The sequence below is a fragment of the Streptomyces sp. NPDC048182 genome (genome assembly GCF_043202555.1).
Classification (GTDB): Bacteria; Actinomycetota; Actinomycetes; order Streptomycetales; family Streptomycetaceae; genus Streptomyces.
Window position 1 is genome coordinate 1 of record NZ_JBIDAQ010000023.1, and the last position, 15,196, is coordinate 15,196.

Annotated in this window: 20 protein-coding genes and 1 pseudogene; 9 read left to right on the forward strand and 12 right to left on the reverse strand. The window is 72.1% G+C overall.

Annotated elements, in window-relative coordinates; translation table 11 throughout:
- Positions 1–301 precede the first annotated feature (301 nt).
- From ACGFZL_RS30465 to ACGFZL_RS30475, 3 genes are all read right to left on the reverse strand, one after another.
- Entirely contained in the window at positions 302–1,300 is a 999-nt protein-coding gene (locus tag ACGFZL_RS30465; protein WP_355172551.1) for an asparaginase, read from the reverse strand.
- 49 nt (positions 1,301–1,349) lie between these two features.
- Positions 1,350–1,952 carry an aerial mycelium formation protein gene (locus tag ACGFZL_RS30470; RefSeq protein ID WP_355172553.1) on the reverse strand — a complete coding sequence of 201 codons (603 nt, stop codon included), beginning with the start codon at positions 1,950–1,952 and terminating at the stop codon, positions 1,350–1,352.
- A 117-nt stretch (positions 1,953–2,069) separates the two neighbouring features.
- On the reverse strand, positions 2,070–2,666 hold the full coding sequence (locus tag ACGFZL_RS30475) for a TetR/AcrR family transcriptional regulator (protein ID WP_393696592.1): 597 nt from the start codon (positions 2,664–2,666) through the stop codon (positions 2,070–2,072).
- A 112-nt stretch (positions 2,667–2,778) separates the two neighbouring features.
- On the opposite strand from ACGFZL_RS30475, the gene ACGFZL_RS30480 reads away from it, so the two are divergent.
- Both ACGFZL_RS30480 and dtd read left to right on the forward strand, forming a co-directional pair.
- On the forward strand, positions 2,779–3,807 hold the full coding sequence (locus tag ACGFZL_RS30480) for an aldo/keto reductase (RefSeq protein ID WP_393696594.1): 1,029 nt from the start codon (positions 2,779–2,781) through the stop codon (positions 3,805–3,807).
- Between the two features lie 13 nt (positions 3,808–3,820).
- Positions 3,821–4,246, forward strand: coding sequence for a D-aminoacyl-tRNA deacylase (gene dtd, locus ACGFZL_RS30485; RefSeq protein WP_393696596.1), 426 nt, complete (start codon positions 3,821–3,823; stop codon positions 4,244–4,246).
- Between the two features lie 4 nt (positions 4,247–4,250).
- On the opposite strand, the gene ACGFZL_RS30490 is transcribed toward dtd, so the two are convergent.
- On the reverse strand, positions 4,251–5,216 hold the full coding sequence (locus ACGFZL_RS30490; RefSeq protein WP_393696598.1) for a YgfZ/GcvT domain-containing protein: 966 nt from the start codon (positions 5,214–5,216) through the stop codon (positions 4,251–4,253).
- 10 nt (positions 5,217–5,226) lie between these two features.
- Positions 5,227–5,664, reverse strand: a complete 438-nt coding sequence (locus ACGFZL_RS30495; RefSeq protein ID WP_393696600.1) for a Fur family transcriptional regulator — start codon at positions 5,662–5,664, stop codon at positions 5,227–5,229.
- A gap of 151 nt (positions 5,665–5,815) precedes the next feature.
- Between ACGFZL_RS30495 and ACGFZL_RS30500 the strand changes: the two genes are divergently transcribed.
- Entirely contained in the window at positions 5,816–7,171 is a 1,356-nt protein-coding gene (locus ACGFZL_RS30500; RefSeq protein ID WP_393696602.1) for an ATP/GTP-binding protein, read from the forward strand.
- 19 nt (positions 7,172–7,190) lie between these two features.
- Positions 7,191–7,760 carry an RloB family protein gene (locus ACGFZL_RS30505; RefSeq protein WP_393696604.1) on the forward strand — a complete coding sequence of 190 codons (570 nt, stop codon included), beginning with the start codon at positions 7,191–7,193 and terminating at the stop codon, positions 7,758–7,760.
- Here ACGFZL_RS30505 and ACGFZL_RS30510 read toward each other — a convergent pair.
- Positions 7,753–8,328 (reverse strand): FABP family protein, encoded by a 576-nt coding sequence (locus ACGFZL_RS30510; protein ID WP_355172570.1) that lies wholly within the window; start codon positions 8,326–8,328, stop codon positions 7,753–7,755. The two genes, ACGFZL_RS30505 and ACGFZL_RS30510, sit on opposite strands and share 8 nt — an antisense overlap.
- Before the next feature lie 223 nt (positions 8,329–8,551).
- A complete protein-coding gene (locus ACGFZL_RS30515) occupies positions 8,552–8,899 on the reverse strand; it encodes a hypothetical protein (RefSeq protein WP_393696606.1) in 348 nt (115 codons plus the stop codon).
- A 17-nt stretch (positions 8,900–8,916) separates the two neighbouring features.
- Between ACGFZL_RS30515 and ACGFZL_RS30520 the strand changes: the two are divergent.
- Positions 8,917–9,387, forward strand: a pseudogene (locus ACGFZL_RS30520) (GNAT family N-acetyltransferase; N-acetyltransferase); the annotation flags it as partial.
- Here ACGFZL_RS30520 and ACGFZL_RS30525 read toward each other — a convergent pair.
- Positions 9,367–11,637, reverse strand: a complete 2,271-nt coding sequence (locus ACGFZL_RS30525) for an MFS transporter (RefSeq protein WP_393696608.1) — start codon at positions 11,635–11,637, stop codon at positions 9,367–9,369. The pseudogene ACGFZL_RS30520 and the gene ACGFZL_RS30525 sit on opposite strands and share 21 nt — an antisense overlap.
- A 91-nt stretch (positions 11,638–11,728) precedes the next feature.
- Between ACGFZL_RS30525 and ACGFZL_RS30530 the strand changes: the two genes are divergently transcribed.
- The gene (locus ACGFZL_RS30530) at positions 11,729–12,292 is read left to right on the forward strand and encodes a TetR-like C-terminal domain-containing protein (RefSeq protein WP_393696610.1); all 564 of its coding nucleotides are present in this window, start codon (positions 11,729–11,731) and stop codon (positions 12,290–12,292) included.
- On the opposite strand, the gene ACGFZL_RS30535 is transcribed toward ACGFZL_RS30530, so the two are convergent.
- Positions 12,289–12,561, reverse strand: a complete 273-nt coding sequence (locus ACGFZL_RS30535; RefSeq protein WP_393696612.1) for a DUF397 domain-containing protein — start codon at positions 12,559–12,561, stop codon at positions 12,289–12,291. The two genes, ACGFZL_RS30530 and ACGFZL_RS30535, sit on opposite strands and share 4 nt — an antisense overlap.
- Positions 12,543–13,382, reverse strand: coding sequence for a helix-turn-helix domain-containing protein (locus tag ACGFZL_RS30540; RefSeq protein ID WP_393696674.1), 840 nt, complete (start codon positions 13,380–13,382; stop codon positions 12,543–12,545). The genes ACGFZL_RS30535 and ACGFZL_RS30540 overlap by 19 nt, the downstream gene beginning before the upstream one ends.
- A gap of 170 nt (positions 13,383–13,552) precedes the next feature.
- Here ACGFZL_RS30540 and ACGFZL_RS30545 point away from each other — a divergent pair, with 170 nt between their 5' ends.
- From ACGFZL_RS30545 to ACGFZL_RS30555, 3 genes are read left to right on the forward strand one after another with little or no spacing between them, the layout of a single operon-like run.
- Positions 13,553–13,945: a hypothetical protein gene (locus ACGFZL_RS30545; protein WP_393696614.1), complete on the forward strand. Its 393-nt coding sequence runs from the start codon at positions 13,553–13,555 to the stop codon at positions 13,943–13,945.
- On the forward strand, positions 13,942–14,142 hold the full coding sequence (locus ACGFZL_RS30550) for a hypothetical protein (protein ID WP_393696616.1): 201 nt from the start codon (positions 13,942–13,944) through the stop codon (positions 14,140–14,142). The genes ACGFZL_RS30545 and ACGFZL_RS30550 overlap by 4 nt, the downstream gene beginning before the upstream one ends.
- Positions 14,143–14,167: 25 nt before the next feature.
- Entirely contained in the window at positions 14,168–14,530 is a 363-nt protein-coding gene (locus ACGFZL_RS30555; RefSeq protein WP_355172584.1) for a DsrE family protein, read from the forward strand.
- Between the two features lie 22 nt (positions 14,531–14,552).
- Here ACGFZL_RS30555 and ACGFZL_RS30560 read toward each other — a convergent pair whose 3' ends face one another.
- Both ACGFZL_RS30560 and ACGFZL_RS30565 read right to left on the reverse strand, forming a co-directional pair.
- A complete protein-coding gene (locus ACGFZL_RS30560) occupies positions 14,553–14,819 on the reverse strand; it encodes a DUF3099 domain-containing protein (protein WP_393696619.1) in 267 nt (88 codons plus the stop codon).
- A gap of 89 nt (positions 14,820–14,908) precedes the next feature.
- Positions 14,909–15,196 carry a DUF1416 domain-containing protein gene (locus ACGFZL_RS30565; RefSeq protein ID WP_355172588.1) on the reverse strand — a complete coding sequence of 96 codons (288 nt, stop codon included), beginning with the start codon at positions 15,194–15,196 and terminating at the stop codon, positions 14,909–14,911.

The following is a 15,196-nucleotide window of genomic DNA, read 5'->3' on the forward strand; positions in this document are numbered from 1 at the left end:
TGCCGCTGCGCCCACCCGTGCCGCCCCAGCGGCACGACTGCCCGCAGCTACGCGGGAGGGGTGGGCGGGCGCGGCACGACTGCCCGCAGCTACGCAGGGTGGGGGCGGGCGCGGTGCGGCTGCCCGCAGCTACGCAGGGTGGGGGCGGGTGCGGCACGAATGCCCGCAGCTACGCGGGCGGGGTGGGCGGGTGCGGTGCGGCTGCCCGCAGCTGGGCCGGCCCAGGGGCGCGGGGCTGTGTCGATGTGCGGCTCCGCCACGCGGGCGCGACCAGCCACGACGCACCCGCGGACGGCGACGGTCAGAACGCCGCTCGGATCTCGCCCACCTGTCGCGCACCGCCCTGCAGCGGGGCCTCGCCGATCCGTCGGACGACCTCCGCGTCCACGCCCAGCAGGCCCAGCGTGCGGGACAGCACCGGCCCGAGGGCCCGCCCCGCACCGTCGTCGACCTTGAAGGCGAGCGCACGCCCGTCCGGCAGGGCGACCGCCTGCACGGCCTCCGCGCCCATCTTGGACAGCACCCCCGGCACCTCCCGCATCAGCCACGTGTCGGCCCGCCGCGTACCGGCGACGTACTCCGGATGCGCCCGCATCGCATCGGCCACCCGCCGCTCCGCCGTCCCCGGCGAGGCGAGGACGAAGGAGCGGAAGGCGCGCGCGAGCCCCACCAGGCTGATCGCCAGCAGCGGCGCCCCGCACCCGTCCGTCCCCACGGCCGCGACGGGCTCACCGGCGGCCTCCTCCACCACCTTGTGGATCAGCCGCTGGAGCGGGTGCGACGGGTCGAGGTAGCTGTCCAGCGGCCACCCCCGCCGCGCGCACACCGCGAGCATGGCGGTGTGCTTGCCGGAGCAGTTCATGGTGACCCGGTCGGCCACGGCACCCGACGCGAGGTAGCTGTCCCGCTCCACCGGGTCGAGCGGCAGGTCGGGCGGGCACTGCAGCAGCGCCGGGTCCAGCCCGTACTCGTCGAGCATCTTGCCGACCAGGTCCCGGTGGAACGGCTCGCCCGAATGGCTCGCGGCGGCCAGCGCGAGGCGCTCACCGGCGAGGTCGAGCCCGGCCCGCAGCACCCCGGCCGCCTGCATCGGCTTGTTGCTGGAGCGCGGGAAGACCGGCGCCGTGACGTCCCCGAGCGCCAGCTCCACGGCCCCGTCGGCGCCCAGGACGACCAGGCTGCCCCGGTGCCGCCCCTCCACGAAGCCGGACCGCACCACCTCCGCGAGTACGGGCGGCGCGGCGGGCGCCATGGCGGACGTGGGCGCGCCCTGGGTCGGGTCGGGGATCGGCTCGGACATCGGCGGTGGCCTTCCGGACGGGACGGCCCGCCCGGCAGGACATGTTCGGTCACATGAGCAGGTCGTCGACTTGTGCTTCCCCTTCACGGTACCGGCGCGCGATCTCCGCGCTGCAGTCGTCCGCCGTGCGCTGCAACCGCTGCCGGCGCCGGGAGACCTGCTGCTCGTAGCGGACCAGGCGGCCCATGGCCGTGGTCAGCTCCAGGTCGGTGCGGGCGGTCAGGTCGGACAGCTCGACCTCGCCGAGCATCTCGTCGGCCAGCCGCCGGTACTCCTCGCCCCGCGGCGTGCCCAGCGTCACATGCCGGGCGGAGGAGCGGTGCCGGGCGGGGGCGTCGGTGAGGATCTCCGGCAGCCGCCGCACGACCGACGCCTCCTCGAGGCCGGCGGTGGCCCCCCGCCGGGCCAGCTCGGCGCGCAGGATGTCGATCCGCCCCTGGAGGAGCCGCCGCAGATAGCTCAGGTCGGCCTCGTCGCGCTGCGCGTCCCGGCGCAGGGCGCGCAGCTCGGGCAGGCCGGGCGCGGCCAGGTCGGGCCCCGGCCCGTCCGGCAGCTCCGGGCTGTCGGTGCGCTGCACGGGCGGTCGCGGCGCCGCGTCCGCGACGGAACCGGCGACGGGTCCGGTGGGCTGCCCCGTACTCGGTGTCTTCATCTGTCTCGACCGTCCCCTCGACCGGCGTGTGGAGAGCATGGTGCCACTCCACGTGGTCGCTATGTGACCAAGTGCCCCCGATCGGCCCCGGATAGCCGGTAACGGAGTATCGGCGTACTAATCGGCACCCGGCCGGCCGGCGCCGTACCGCAGCCCGTCCACCAGCAGTCCGATCACCCGCTCCGTGTAATCGGGGTCGTCCGGCGACACGGTGTCGCCGAGCATCCGCAGCAGGTCGTAGGGAGGAACGTCGCCGCGCACGGCCCCGGTCGCGGCGGCGGCGTCGAGCAGGTCGGTCAGGACGGGCACGAAGTGCTCGGTGAAGTACGCGGGCAGGCTCGCGTAGGCCGAGTCGCCGGAGTGCAGGGCGGCCTTCAGGCCCCGCTTGGTCGCGACGAACCCGGCGAAGCGCCCCAGCCACCGGGTCAGCGCCTCGGCCGGCTCGTACCGCTCCGCGAGCGCGGGGGCGGCCTCGGCGCAGGCGTCGACCTCGTGCCGGAAGACGGCGGCGATGAGGTCGGAGCGCTGCGGGAAGTGCCGGTAGAGGGTGCCGGCGCCGACGCCCGCCCGGGCGGTGATCTGCCGCACGGGGGCGTCCACGCCGGACTCCGCGAAGACCTCGGCGGCGGCGGTGAGCAGCGCGTCGATGCTGCGCCGCGCGTCGGCGCGCACCCGCCTGGGGGGCGCCGGCACGCCCGTCGGGCCCTCGCTCACGGCACCCCTCCTTGCTAACCGGAACAATGTTCCGTATCGTCGGTGACAACGAACCAGAACACTGTTCCGCTTCGTACGACGAGCATAACGTTCGAGCACCATGGAGGCACCCATGCAGTACCGCACGCTCGGCGGCACCGGCATCAAGGTCAGCCCGTACTGCCTCGGCGCGATGATGTTCGGCGCCGTCGGCAACCCGGACCACGAGGAGTCGGTCCGGATCATCCACAAGGCGCTGGACGCGGGGATCAACTTCGTGGACACCGCCGACGCCTACTCGCACGGTGAGTCCGAGGAGATCGTCGGCAAGGCGCTGAAGGGCCGTCGCGACGACGTCGTCCTCGCCACCAAGGCGCACCTGCCGATGGGCGACGACCCGAACCGGCGGGGCAACTCGCGGCGCTGGCTCACCCGCGCGCTCGACGACTCCCTGCGCCGCCTGGACACCGACCACGTCGACCTCTACCAGGTCCACCGCCCCGACCCGGACACCGACGTCGAGGAGACCCTCTCCGCCCTGACCGACCTCGTGCGCGCCGGCAAGATCCGGGCCTTCGGCACCTCCACCTTCCCCGCCTCCGACCTGGTCGAGGCCCAGTGGACGGCCGAGCGGCGCGGCCTCCTGCGCCCGCGCGCCGAGCAGCCGCCGTACTCGATCCTCAACCGGGGCGTCGAGCGCGAGGTGCTGCCGGTGTGCGAGCGGTACGGCGTCGGGACCCTGGTGTGGAGCCCGCTGGCCGGCGGCCTGCTCACCGGTCGCTACCGCAAAGACCGGCCGGCCGACACCCACCGCTCCGCCTTCGGCTTCCAGCACCTGCGCGACGAGCGGCGCCTGGACGCGGTGGAGCGCCTGCTGGCCCTCGCCGAGAAGGCGGGCCTGCCGCTGACGCACCTCGCCATGGCCTTCGCCATCGCCCACCCGGGCGTGACCTCCGCGATCCTCGGCCCGCGCACCATGGCCCACCTGGACGACCTGCTGACCGGCGCGGAGACCGTGCTGAGCGACGAGGTGATGGACGAGATCGACGCGATCGTGCCGCCCGGCACCGACGTCGGCGCGCTCGACATGGCCTACCAGCCGCCGGCGCTCCAGCACGCCCCGCTGCGCCGCCGCCCCGCAGGGGAGCGCTCGGCCGCCTGACATCATGGGCGGCATGCGTGCAGTGGTACAGCGGGTGGACGGCGCGAGCGTCGTCGTGGACGGCGAGACGGTGGGGGCGATCGAGGGCGAGGGCCTGTGCGTCCTGGTCGGCGTCACGCACGAGGACACCAAGGAGAAGGCGGCCCAGCTGGCCCGCAAGCTCTGGTCGCTGCGCGTCCTCGCGGACGAGAAGTCGTGCAGCGACCTCGGCGCCCCGCTCCTGGTGATCAGCCAGTTCACCCTCTACGGCGACGCCCGCAAGGGCCGCCGCCCCACCTGGAACGCGGCGGCCCCCGGCGACGTGGCCGAGCCCCTGGTGGACGAGGTGGTCGCCGCCCTGCGCGCGCTGGGCGCGACGGTGGCGACGGGCCGCTTCGGCGCCCAGATGCGGGTGTCGTTGACGAACGACGGCCCGTTCACGGTGCTGCTGGACATCTAGGGCTCTAGGGCTCTACGACGGTCTCCTGCGCCGCGGCCGTCGCCTCGGCCATCAGCCGCGCGTCCACCGGCACGTTCCGCTTCACCAGCGCCAGGGCGACCGGGCCCAGCTCGTGGTGGCGTACCGACGTCGTGACGAAGCCGATCTTGCGGCCGTCGGGGCCGTCGTCCGCGAGCCGCACTTCCGCCCCCGGCCCGGGCAGGTGCACCTCGCTGCCGTCCAGGTGCAGGAAGACCAGGCGGCGCGGCGGCTTGCCGAGGTTCTGGACGCGGGCGACGGTCTCCTGGCCCCGGTAGCAGCCCTTCTGGAGGTGGACCGCGCTGCCGATCCAGCCCAGCTCGTGCGGGATGGTGCGGTGGTCGGTCTCGAAGCCGAGCCGCGGGCGGTGCTGCTCGACGCGCAGCGCCTCGTGGGCGAGGACCCCGGCGGGCGGCCCGGCCTCGGCGGCGAAGGGCTCCAGCTCGTCGCGCGGGAGGAAGACGTCACGGCCGTACGGCGTCTCGCGGACGACCGCGCCCTCGGGGACCTCGGCGATGGAGCCGGCCGGCAGGTACACGACGGCGGTGTCGGCGGTCCGGTCGGCGGTCTCGACCCGGTAGAAGAACTTCATCGACTCCAGGTAGGCGAGCAGCGCCTCCTGGCTGCCGGGCTCGACGTGCGCCCACGTCGTCGTCCCGTCGTCCACCAGATACAGGGCGTGCTCGATGTGCCCGTTGGCGGAGAGGATCAGCGCCTCGGTGGCGCGGCCGGCCGGCAGCTCGCTGACGTGCTGGGTGAGCAGCAGGTGCAGCCAGGCGAGGCGGTCCTCGCCGGTCACGGTGACGACGCCGCGGTGCGAGAGGTCCACGAATCCGGCGCCCTCGGCGAGGGCGCGCTGCTCGCGGAACAGGTCGCCGTAGTGCGCGGCGACGCCTTCGTCCACGCCCTCGGCGGGCACGGCGCCGGGCAGGGACAGCAGGGGGCTCTTCATGGCCCCCAGCCTACGACCCCGCGCCCCCGGCCTTCCGGGTGCAGTCCCGGCACCGGCCGAAGATCGCGAAGTGCTTCATGTCGGTCTCGAAGCCGAACTGCTCGCGCAGCTTGTCGGTGAACTCGGCGGCCACCGACACGTCGGCCTCGATCACCTCGGTGCAGTCCCGGCACACCAGGTGCAGATGATGGTGCCGGTCGGCCAGGTGGTACGTCGGCGCCCCGTGCCCGAGGTGGGCGTGCGAGACGAGCCCCAGCTCCTCGAGCAGCTCCAGCGTCCGGTAGACGGTGGAGATGTTGACCCCCGACGCCGTCTTGCGCACCTCGCCGAGGATGTCGTCGGGCGTCGCGTGCTCCAGCGCGTCGACGGCTTCGAGCACGAGCTGCCGCTGCGGGGTCAGCCGGTAGCCGCGCTGTCTGAGATCGCTCTTCCAGTCGGTGCTCACCACACGCCCAGTGTAGAGCCGCCGTCTGTGCGAGTTTTCCACACGAAAGAGCCTCAGCGGCTTCCCCAGGCGTTGCCTGTTGGGCATTCGCGCTGTTCACTGGCAAGGAGAAGTAATAGTGTGAACCTAGTTCCAGGGCTGGAGGTGTGTGACCGTGCTGCTCAGCTTCCGCGTGTCGAACCACCGCTCCATCCGCGAGGAGCAACAGCTCAACCTGAACCCGGTCTACGAAGACGACCGCCCGGTCGGCACCGACTGGGCGGCAGTTCCCGTCGCGGGGATCTTCGGAGCCAACGCCTCGGGCAAGACGAACCTGCTCGACGCCTTGCAGTACATGGCCCACATGGTGGTGTCCTCCCATCGGGACGCCGAACCGGACGGGGGCATCAGTCGGCACCCCTTCCTCCTGGACGACGCAGCGCGGGACGAGCCCTCGTGGTACATCGCCGATCTGCTGCTGGACGGTGTGCGGTACACCTACGGATTCGCCGTGGACGACACCCGGGTCACGGAGGAGTGGCTGGACAGCTACCCCATGGGCAAAAAGCGCCAGCTCTTCTCCCGCGGTGACGACCGTGTCAAGCCCGGAGCCTCACAGGACACCCGTGAGCTGGAACTGGTGGAGAGCATCACGGAGCCCAACGTTCTGTTCCTCTCCCTGGCCGCCCGCTCCCGTCAACGGGACTTCCGACCCGTCTACGACTGGTTCGCACACCATCTCCAGTTCCGCCGGGCCAACGACACGCGCTCCTACGCGCTGTCGGCCATGCGCGCGCTGGAGGACGCCGACAGGTATCCAGAGATCATGCTCCTGCTTCGCGCCGCCGACCTGGGTATCGAGGGGTGCGGTACAGAACGGCTCGTGATGGACGAGGAGACCCTGCGCCGCCAGTACGGCAGCCGCCGGATCCCCTCCCGCCTGCTGCGGGAGCTGGAAGACGAAGGGCCGCGCGAACTGCTGAGGCCCTGGGTCGGACACCGGGGGCGGAACGGCATGGTCCAACTGGATCTGCACGACGAGTCGGCCGGCACGCAGGCCCTGCTTCAGCAGGCCCCGCGCTTCCTTTCCGTGTTGCGCCGGGGGGGCACCTTCGTGGTGGACGAGATCGACGCCAGCCTGCACTCGGTACTCACCGCCCGGCTCATCGGCCTCTTCCAGCAGCCTGAGACGAATCCGAACGGCGCCCAGCTGCTGTTCACCAGCCACGATCCAAGCCTGCTCGGACGGCGCGACGGCGAGGACATCCTCAAACGCGACCAGGTCTGGTTCGTGGAGAAGGACAGCTTCGGGGAGAGCTCGCTCTACTCACTCGCCGACTTCAAACCGCGAAAGGACGAGAACCGGGAGCGCCGGTACCTGGGCGGTAGTTACGGTGGCGTCCCGTTCATCGACGAGAGCTTCACCGAGGCACTGCTGCGAAGGGGTGGGGGGGCCACTGGCCAGGACACCGAAGCCCAGCGGCAGGCCCGAACCGGGACGGACTCCGAAACGGCCTCGTCGCGACACTGATCTGACCCGACGGGCAGGCGTGCGGGACAGCGCGGACCAGATCATGGTGGTGTGTGGCGCCGAGACCACGGAGTACGAGTACCTGAGGGACTTCAAAGCCCATCTCAAGCGCCCCAACCTGTCGGTCAAGGTCACCAGGAAGCCCGGCTCACCACTTCAAGTAGTGCAGTACGCGGCGGACCGCTGGGGCGGAGCGGGGGACGAGTTCGACCAGGTGTGGTGCGTGGTCGACGTCGATGAATTCCCGGACCTGGACGAAGCCGTCCGTCTCGCCCGACGGAGGCGTGTCGAGATCGCCGTCTCGAATCCGTGCTTCGAGCTGTGGCTCCTGCTGCACCATGCCGACCAGCGCGGATGGGTACGCGACTACGAGGCGCTCAAGAGGCTTCTGGGCAAGTACGTCGACGTACCCGCCGACAAGTCCGTCGACTTCGCCAGGGACTACGGCGGGGAACGGTGGAAGGCGGCGGTGGAGCGGGCCCGCGTGCTGGCGCCGGAAGGCACGGAACACCTCCCGGAAGCCAACCCGTCCACCGGAATGTGGCGCCTCGCCCTGGCCATCACGGGCGAGACGCACCCGCTCACTTGAAGAACGCGATCCCGTCGTCCGGCATGTCGTCCGGGAGGGCCTTCGCCCAGCGTTCGACGTCCTCCGGGGTGACGGCCTTCTTCAGGTGGGCCGACATGTAGGGGCGCAGCTCGACCTCGGGGGTCTGCTTCTCGCCGACCCACATGAGGTCGCTCTTCACGTAGCCGTACAGGCGCTTGCCGCCGGTGTAGGGCTGCGAGGCCGCCGTGCGGGCCACCGCGTCGGTGACCAGGTCGATCTGCGGCTTCTGGTCGGCCAGTTCGCCGTACCAGATCTCGATGACGCCGTCGTCGCGGACCATCGTGACCTCGACCTTGCGCTGCGGGTCGATGCGCCAGAAGCCGTGCTCCGACTCCAGGGGGCGCACCTTGTTGCCGTCCTGGTCGAGGACCCAGGTGTGCGACTGGTACTCCAGGAAGTCGCGGCCGTCGTGGGTGAAGGAGACCTCCTGCCCGAAGTTGCACTTCTCGGCCCCGGGGAAGTCGTGCACGCCCGCGCCGGCCCAGTTGCCGAGCAGGAAGGCGAGCGGGACGAGGTCCTTGTGGAGGTCGGACGGGATCTCGATCATGAGCGGAGCTTCCTAGGTATGGGTCAGCGCTGGCCCTGGAACAGCTTCTTCACGGTCAGCCCGGCGAAGGCGAGCACGCCGACGCAGACCAGGACCAGCAGGATTTCGAAGAAGATCTCCACGGAGGTGCTCCTTGAGCAGGGGTGGGCGTACGACAGGGCCGGGTCCCAGCTTACGCGGCCGGGACCCGGCCCTCCTCAGGGGACGGGTCGGCGCAGACGGGTCAGCGCAGCAGCTGGCTCTGCAGCACGACCGTCTGCCGGAAGGGCACGTCCCGCGCGCCGCCCGCGCGGTCCTGCGCGACCAGGGCGAGGACGTCACCGGCGCCGAGGTAGGCGTGCCGGTTCTGCTCCTTGCCGTACGGGGCGGGCTCCTCGTACGGCAGCGCGTCGACGTCGTCGACGTGCGCCCGGACGGGGAAGCCGTCGTCGAACGCCTCCAGCTCGGCCCCGGCCAGGGCGTGCGTGGGTGCCGCAGCCGCCGCGAACTCCTCGAACAGGGCGTCGGTGAGCGCGGCCGTGCCGAACTGGAGCAGGTAGATCCGGGTACGGGTGCCGTCCGGCGCGGTCACGACGCCCCGCCCTCACCCGCGTCTACAGCGGGGCCTCCCTCCGGTACACCACCGGCAGGCCCCTCACGCTCGACCAGGCCCACGACAAGATCCGCGCGTCCCTCGCCCGAGCCGCCGAGACCCCGCGCGCTCAGTGGAGCTGGGGCATCCTTCACGGGAACGATCTGATCGGACTGATCTCCCTGCGTCGACGCACCCCGAACATGGGCACCATCAGCTACATCCTCCGGGAGGACAGCTGGGCCAACGGGTACGCAACCCACGCCACCCGGCAAGCCGTCACCGTCGCCTTCACCACGGCCGGCCTCAACCGGCTGGAGGCCATGCACCACCCCGACAACCCCGCCTCCGGCCGCGTCCTGGTCAACGCCGGGTTCGTCCGCGTCGGCACGGCCGACCGGGACACGGGGGCCGGAACCGTCCTTCACGAGCTGTATGCGCTGGAAAGCACAGGCCCTCGGCAGCCGCTACGGCCTCACCTCGGATGATCCCTTGCTCACCGCCGCGTCGAGGTTCTTGTTCCGGAGCCAGGTGCGGATGGTCTGGATGTGTTCCGGCTTGCGTTCCAGGGGGAGCCAGTGGCCGGCGGGGAGGTGGGTGATGGTGAGGTCGGGGCAGGACGCGCGCATGGGGGCGCCCTGGTGGTTGTTCGTGATGGTGCAGATCGCGTCCCAGTCACCGTTGACGAACAGGACCGGCTGCGACAGGCGGCCGTCGTCGGGGGCCGTGCGGGCGTAGGCGGTGTTGGCGGCGTCGTTCGTGTACCAGGCGGAGGGGCCGCGGAAGCCGTGCGCCTTGAAGGCCCGGACCAGTTCGTCGAAGTCGGCCGGCGGCCACAGGGCCGGGTCGGGCGGGGTCGGCTCGGCGCGGTGCGCGGCGCCGAAGCGGCCGCCGTCGCGCGTGACCGTCGCCGTCGGCGAGACCTCGCCGGTCGCGGCGGGGCTGCCGGGCCGGTAGACCGAGGCCAGCGTCGCCGCCCGGTCCGCGTCGAGGTCGGTGACCGCCGCCTCGAAGTGCGTCGTGTAGTAGCGGTAGTAGTCCCATTGGCCGTCCGGGTAGCGGTCGGCCGGGTAGAGCGTCCGGTCGACCAGCGGTACGAGGGTGGCCAGGCTGTTCCCGTCGGGGAAGTACGCCCACGACGTCAGTACGGCGCCGCGGCAGCGCGCGGGCTCGTGTGCGGCCAGCGCGCCGGTCACGACGCTGCCCCAGTCGTGGCCGACCCAGATCGCGGCCTCGCCGCCGAGGTGGTCGTGGAGTTCCGCCATGTCGGTGACGACTTCGCGGACGGTGTAGGCGTCCTTGGCCGCCGGGGCGGAGGACCCGCCGTAGCCGCGGAGGTCGGGGGCGACGCAGTGCCAGCCGTCGGCGGCGAACGCCTCCATCTGGGCGCGCCAGAGGAGACCTATGCCCGGCCAGCCGTGCAGGAAGATCATGAGTGGTCCGTCGGCCGGGCCGGACTCGAGGTAGTGCGTCGTCTGCCGAGGCGTGCTGAAGGTGTGCGACGTCAGCGGCGCCGCCGGCGAGGGCGCGTCCGGCCGACGCTCGTGCCCGCCGGCTCCCCGGTTCGCCCGTACGATCCCGGCGGCCGTCGCGATCAGCACCAGCGCGACGTCCAGCACCCCGTAGGCGACGGCCGTCGGCTTGAGCCCGAACCGTTCGACGGCGAGCCCGGCCGCCAGCGCCGGCACGCTGAAGGCGAGGTAGCTGACGATGTACATCGTCGCGTACACCTGCCCCCGCCGGTCGGCCGGCGCGGCCTCGCCGAGCGCGTTCACGGTGGACCGGAACGCCGCGCCGAAGCCGAGTCCCGCGACCACCGAGCCGGCCACGTAGAGCGGCGCCGCGCTCGTCAGCAGCGCCGCGATCGTGACCAGCACGCCGGCGGCGAGGGCTCCGTGGCCGAACCACTCGCGCAGCCGGGCCGGCAGCGCCGCCGAGAGGGCGGTGCCCGCCGTCCCCGCGGCGAAGAACACCCCGAGCACGACGCCCACGGCGAAGTGGCTGCGCACACCGAGGACGGTGCCGAGGATCGACGACCCGAGCGACAGGTACAGGCCGCCGAGCGCCCACGTCGCGCCGATCGACGGCACCTGGGCGAAGAAGGCCGGGCGGGTGGCCCGGGGGAGCCCGGCGCTCGGCAGCAGCGACCGCCAGAGCGGCGTTCGCGTCGTCGCCGACCCGGGGCGGGCGGGTTCCGGGACCAGCCATACCAGCGCCGCCAGTGCCAGGTAGGCGGCGGCCAGGATCCAGAAGACCAGTTGGCGGGGGTGGGGCGCGAACTCCACCAGGGCGCCGGCCAGGACCGCCCCTGTCGCGATGCCCAGCGCCGGGACCGCGCTGCTGACGATCGATCCGCGCCGCGGGTTCGGCGCCGAGTCCATGATCATGGCGGTGGTCGTGCCGGCGGCGGCGCCCACGGCGAAGCCCTGCACGACGCGCGCCGCCATGAGGCCCCCGGTGCCGCCGGCGATCGCGAAGAGCAGCATGCCCAGCGCGAGCAGCACCAGCGCCCCGGAGGCGACCGGCCGCCGGCCCACCCGGTCGGAGAGCGAGCCGACGGTCAGCAGGGCGGCCAGCAGCGCGAAGACGTACACGGCGAAGACGACCGTCAGAGTGAACGCGGAGAAGCCCCAGAGGTGCTGGTAGACCGGGTACAGCGGTGACGGCGCGGAGGCGGCCGTGAGCGTCGCGGCGCCCGTCGCCCCGGCGACGAAGAAGGAGACTGGACGGTTGAGCACGAGACCTCCCGCATAAAGCAATGGTCTTTGCTTTAACCACCGTAGAGCACGGCGCCTGGTTAAAGCAAAGGTCTTTGCGTAGGGTGGTGGTGTGCCTTCTCATGCAGCTGTCAGTCGCCCCGGAGGGCGGAGCGGACGGGTCCTGGCCGCGATCTACACGTCGGTCGGCGAGCTGGTGGGCGAGGGTGCCGAAAAGATCACCTTCCCCGTCATCGCCGAGCGGGCCGGGGTCAACCCGACGACGCTCTACCGGCGGTGGGACAGCGTCAACGCGCTCCTGGAGGAGGTCGCGGCGGCTGCCCTGACGCGGGACGGGGAGTCGGCACCCGACACCGGGTCGCTGGAGCAGGACCTCACGGAGTGGGCGACCGTCATCGCCCGCGACATCACCCGCCCCGAGCGGGTCCGGTACCTGCGCGCGATGGTGGCGGCCCGCGCCGAGACCGTCGCGGACTGCCCGGTCACGGAGACGCGGCGCGGGCAGGCGTCAGAGATGGTGCGGCGCGCGCGCGAGCGGGGCGAGACGACGCCGACGGCCTCGCAGATCCTCGATCACGTCGTCGCGCCGCTGTACTACCACGTCGTCTTCGCGCTGCCGGTGGACCTGGAGTACGCGCGCCGGCTGGTCCGCGACGTACTGGCCATGGTCGCCTAGCGCCGGACGCCGTCCACGAAGGCCCCCCACGCCGACGCCCCGAAGAGGAGGGCGCCGCGAGCGGGGTCCTTGCTGTCGCGGACGGGGACGAGGGAGGGGGTGTTGGCGGCGACCTCGACGCAGTTGCCGCCGTCCTGGTTGCTGTAGCTGCTCTTGTGCCAGTCGGCGGCGCGGAGGAGATCGTCGGAGACCTCGACACACTCGCCGCCGTCCTGGTTGCTGTAGCTGCTCTTGCGCCACGTGACAGTGCTCAGGTCGATGGCTCGCATGGCGCTTCCTCCAGCATCCGTTCGATGAACTCCCGTGATGCGACCGGAGAGAGGGCAACATCACGGACCCGATCGTATCGGAGCTGGAGCTGGTCGACCGCCGCAGTTTCCTGGACCAGCTCGCCCGAGTAGCCCGTCTCGACCCAGGCGACAATTCGACCGGCGCCGTGCAAGAACATGGTGTGAGTGTTCGTGAGCGCGTGCAGCCCCGCCGCCCCCGGAACGACCTGGACGACGACGTTGGGACGCTGCGCCATAGCGAGAAGATGGCCCAATTGCGCATGCCACTCACTGGGGTTGCTCAGCGGGCTGAGCAACACCGCCTCGGAGAGGAGCGCGCGGAAGTGCGGCCCGCCCTCGGCCAGCAGGGGCTCGCGGCGGCCCATTCGCGCCGTCACCTGCCTGTCCAACTCGGCCCCGCTCCAACCGCCCTGACTCAGCAACTCCGTGGCGTACTCCGGCGTCTGAAGCAGGCCCGGCACGATGCTCGGTGAGTACTGCCACATGCTCACCGCCTCCGACTCCAGCACCATGTACCGCCGGTACCGCTCCTTGAACTGCGTCGGGTCGGCCACCGCCAGCTCCCACAGCGTGAGCAGCAGCCTGCCCGTGCCGTAGTACAGGTCCAGCGCCTCCACGATCTCCGGGCCGCCCAGCATCTGGCCCTTCTCCATCTTCGACAGCTGGGACGCGTCCCAGCCCAACGCCTCCGCCAAGGCCCGCAGGGACACGCCCCGTTCCTGCCTCAGGAACCGCAGCTCTTCCGCGAACCGAGCCCTCGGCTCCTGGCTCCGACCCGTGATCGCCCTTCGTTGAGGCACCGCATCCTCCCGGGTGTGGACGTTGTGGTTGGTTGCCGATTCCGGCAGGACATAGCCGCCGTTGCGCGCTTGGCGGCCCTCGATCTGGGTCATGCTCGTAATACCCACCGCTACGCAAAGTAGCGCAACTGTCGCATTCCGTATAGACGTTGACGAAAGGGAGTGGCCCGATGAGTCCGAAACCGGCCACCTACGACCCCGGCACCGCCCTCTACGACCCCGCCACCGACCGCGTCGGCGAGTACCGGGGCCAGGCCGGCGCCCGCGCCATGCTCCGCCCCCTCGGCGGCGGCCGGGAGTGGGAGGCGGAGCCCGGCTCGCTGCGGCCGGCGACCGACCGGGAGCGGCTCAGCGCGAGCGTCCGCGCCGCCAACGAGCGCACGCTCGCCACGCCCCCCGGTCCCGGCGACGTCAGCCGCCCGCCGGAGCCCGTGGAGGGGTGCCCGACCTGCCTCTGGCTGGCCGACCGCCGGGTCGCCGCTCGGGCCTCGTTCGACCACAGCGCCGTGACGGACGCGAACGTCCTCATGCGCGAGCACCAGCGGAAGGAGCACGACGGATGACGCACGACGACGACCGCCCCCGCCTCTCCCCCGGCTTCGGGATGCCCCCGTTCCACCCGGCGTACCCGCCCAGCCCCCGTCGTCGTCGGCGCCGCCGCCGCCCGGACGGCGCCACCGTGAGCGGCGTCCTCACCGTCCTCTGCGTGGCCACCCTGCTCACCACCCTCACCGTCGCCCTGCTCCGCCCGCACCCCTGACACCCCGCCGGGCTACGCTGCCCATATGGCGAAGAAGCTCGTGATCAAGGTGACGGCGGGGACGGACGCCCCGGAGCGGTGCTCGCAGGCGTTCACCGTGGCCGCCGTGGCCGTGGCCAGCGGGGTCGACGTCTCGCTCTGGCTGACCGGCGAGTCGGCGTGGTTCGCGGTGCCGGGACGCGCGGCGGAGTTCGAGCTGCCGCACGCGGCCCCGCTGCCGGACCTGCTGGAGTCGATCCTCGCCGGTGGCCGCGTCACGCTGTGCACGCAGTGCGCGGTGCGCCGGGACATCACGGAGAACGACGTCATCGAGGGCGTGCGGATCGCCGGCGCGCAGGTCTTCGTGCAGGAGGCGATGGGGGACGAGACGCAGGCTCTCGTCTACTGAGACGCGGGGGACCTCAGGGACCTCAGGGACGCGGCCCCTTCTTCTTGCCGTCCAGCTCGTCCCACCACTCGTCGGACTTCGGGTCCCCGGACGGGTCGTCCCACCAGCGGTCCTCGGGGCCCCGCCGGTTCGCCACCATCGCGGCGAGCGGCGGGATGACCATGGCGACCACGCACATGGCGACGGCCGCCGGGATCGACCAGATCCGGACGACGCCCCAGGCCAGCACGAACAGGCCGATGCAGACCGCCATCATCGCGAAGTAGACGTGCCGCCGGCGTGCGTACATGACTCCAGCGTAGGCCGGACACGCCGAAGGGGCCGCTCCCCAGGCGTCCAACCCGGTGGGAGCGGCCCCCTCGTCGTAAAAGCCCGCCGTCAGACGGCGATGGCGACCTCCGCGAGACCGCCCTGCTGGGCGACGACCGTGCGGTCCGCCGTGCCGCCCGGCACCAGGGCGCGGACGGTCCAGGTGCCCTCGGCCGCGTAGAACCGGAACTGGCCCGTCGCGGAGGTCGGCACCTCCGCCGTGAACTCGCCGGTGGAGTCCAGGAGCCGCACGTAGCCCGTCACCGGCTCGCCGCCGCGGGTCACCTGGCCCTGGATGGTGGTCTCACCGGGCTTGATCGTCGAGGCGTCGGGGCCGCCGGCCTTCGCACCGCACAT